We start from the raw sequence: 2973 nt of genomic DNA, 5'->3' as shown, positions 1-2973 counted from the left end.
AACAGCGCCTCGACCTCGGCGAGCTCCATGCGGCACTGGCGCAGTGAGGCGTAACGGCTGTTTTCGCGCCGTTCTTCGCGGATCGCCGCCAGGCGTTCCGGATCGATGGTCAGGCCGAATAATTTATGCTGAAACGGTTTCAGCGAGGCCGGCAGGTGCAAATTGTCCATATCGTCGGCGATAAACGGATAGTTGGCGGCGCGGATGCCGAACTGCATCGCCAGATAAAGGCTGGTGGGGGTTTTGCCGCAGCGCGACACGCCGAGCAGGATCACCTGCGCCTGATCGAGATTGCGCAGCGAAATGCCGTCGTCATGCGCCAGGGTATAGTCGATGGCGGCAATGCGCGCGTCGTACTTGCCGAGGTTGCTGGCGGTCAGACCGTGGGTGCGGTTCGGCACCGGCGTTGGCTCCACGTCCAGCTCACCCTGCAGCGGGCCGACCAGCGCCTGCACGATATCCTGACAGAAGCCTTGGCTTTGCACGATCACATCGCGCACTTCCGGCGAGATGATGGAGTAAAACACCAGCGGCCGCACACCGGTTTCATTATAGATATCATCGATTTGTTGGCGAACTGCGCGTGCGCGCGCCTCGGTTTCGACAAACGGCAAGGTGTAAGTGGTCGCCGTGACCGGGAACTGCGACAGCACCGCGTGCCCCAGCACTTCGGCGGTGATCGCCGTACCATCCGAAATATAAAAAACGCTTCTTTCCACCCGAGGCTCCTTACCTGAAAACGGTGTTCCTGCTGTCATCACTGCCAATATCATGAGCCGCAGACGATCCGCGGGTAAAGGGGCGAGGGAAAAAATTGTGACGGCGGGGCGGTAAAGCGTCTGCGGCGGCGCGCGAAAAAAAGCGCGCGTTGGCGGCGATAGAAATCGCGGCGCAGCGCCGCTTTTCGAGCCGAAACGTAAATTTGCCGCTATTTTCACCAAAAAAGATAGCGTTTGCGTGGTCATTAAAACAGAATTTTAAAAAGAGCGTAATTTGTTGAGAACTAAGCTTTTCGTGCGATTGGGAACGGTTCCCAGGCAAATCAGCCGGTTAGGACATTCTCTTAAAAACCACTTTCTTCAGTGGGTTGATCGATTCACCTTTCCATTTTCCCCGGATCAGTGTGCTAGTCTGATTCGGCTCCGTGTTAGCGGCGCCGTAAAGCAAGCGAATTAAATCCGTCTTTACCCTACTGATAGCAATAAGGATTGTCTCGATGTCCAACAATGGCCCAGACTTGCGTAATGTGCTTTGGTACAACCAGCTTGGCATGCACGACGTTGACCGTGTCGGCGGCAAAAATGCCTCCCTCGGTGAAATGATCACCAATCTTTCCGATTTGGGCGTGGCCGTGCCTAACGGTTTTGCCACCACCGCACAGGCGTTTAACGATTTCCTCGAACAAAGCGGTGTTAACCAGCGCATCTATCAGCTACTGGATCAGACCGACGTTGACGACGTTGCCCAACTGGCCAAGGCCGGCGCCCAGATCCGCCAATGGGTGATCGACACGCCGTTCCACGCCGAGTTCGAGCGTGAAATTCATCAGGCTTACCAACAGCTCGCCGACGGCGAACCGGAAGCTTCCTTTGCGGTGCGCTCCTCCGCCACGGCGGAAGACATGCCGGACGCCTCCTTCGCCGGCCAGCAGGAAACCTTCCTCAACGTGCAGGGCATCGACGCCGTAATGGTGGCGATCAAGCACGTGTTCGCGTCGCTGTTCAACGACCGCGCCATCTCTTATCGCGTGCACCAGGGCTACGATCACCGCGGCGTGGCGCTGTCGGCCGGCGTACAGCGCATGGTGCGCTCGGATCTGGCCTCCTCGGGCGTCATGTTCACCATCGACACCGAGTCCGGCTTTGATCAGGTGGTATTCATCACCTCCGCTTTCGGCTTGGGTGAAATGGTGGTGCAGGGCGCGGTGAACCCGGATGAGTTCTACGTGCACAAACCGACGCTGCAAAACGGCAAGCCGGCGATCGTGCGCCGCAACCTGGGTTCGAAAAAGATCCGCATGGTATACGCGCCGTCGCAGGATCACGGCAAGCAGGTGCGCATTGAAGACGTGCCGGAAGCGCAGCGCAGCCGTTTCTCGCTGACGGATGACGAAGTGCAGGCGCTGGCGCAGCAGGCGATCCTGATCGAAAAACATTACGGCCGCCCGATGGATATCGAGTGGGCGAAAGACGGCCATACCGGCAAGCTGCTGATCGTGCAGGCGCGCCCGGAGACCGTACGCTCCAACGAACAAACCATGGAGCGCTACCAGCTGAACGGCACCAGTCCGGTGCTGGTGGAAGNGAAGGCCGCGCCATCGGCCACCGCATCGGCGCCGGTCCGGTGAAAGTGATCCACGACATCAGCGAAATGGATCGCATCCAGCCGGGCGACGTGCTGGTCACCGACATGACCGACCCAGATTGGGAACCGATCATGAAGAAAGCCGCCGCGATCGTCACCAACCGCGGCGGGCGCACCTGTCACGCGGCGATCATCGCCCGTGAGCTGGGCATCCCGGCGGTGGTGGGCTGCGGCCACGCCACCGACGTGCTGAAAGACGGCCAGAAAGTCACCGTATCCTGTGCGGAAGGCGACACCGGCTTCGTTTACAGCGACATGCTGGATTTCAGCGTGCAGAGCTCCGAAGTGACCGAGCTGCCGGATCTGCCGCTGAAGATCATGATGAACGTCGGCAACCCGGATCGCGCTTTCGACTTTGCGCGTTTGCCGAATGAAGGCGTGGGCCTGGCGCGGCTGGAATTTATCATCAACCGCATGATTGGCGTGCACCCGCGCGCGCTGCTGGAGTTCGATCAGCAGACGCCGGCGCTGCAAAACGAAATTCGCGCGTTGATGCAGGGTTACGACCACCCGGTCGAGTTCTACGTTGGCCGCCTGACAGAAGGGATCGCGACGCTGGGCGCCGCCTTCTGGCCGAAGCGTGTGATCGTGCGGCTGTCCGACTTCAAA

At 59.4% G+C, this 2973-nt stretch carries 1 protein-coding gene and 1 pseudogene; one reads left to right on the top strand and one right to left on the bottom strand.

Translation table 11 applies throughout. The features are described from left to right. Window positions 1-758, bottom strand: a 758-nt coding sequence (gene ppsR, locus ADK28_RS12675) for a posphoenolpyruvate synthetase regulatory kinase/phosphorylase PpsR (RefSeq protein ID WP_161802713.1), incomplete at its 3' end; no start/stop codon positions are given. A gap of 458 nt (window positions 759-1216) precedes the next feature. On the opposite strand from ppsR, the pseudogene ppsA reads away from it, so the two are divergent. Continuing rightward, window positions 1217-2973 (top strand): annotated as a pseudogene (gene ppsA / locus ADK28_RS12665) (phosphoenolpyruvate synthase); the annotation flags it as partial.

The sequence above is a fragment of the Serratia sp. 506_PEND genome (assembly GCF_001076875.1).
GTDB lineage: Bacteria > Pseudomonadota > Gammaproteobacteria > Enterobacterales > Enterobacteriaceae > Serratia > Serratia marcescens.
Note: the sequence above shows the minus strand (reverse complement) of the source record. Positions and strands in the feature narration are given on the sequence as shown.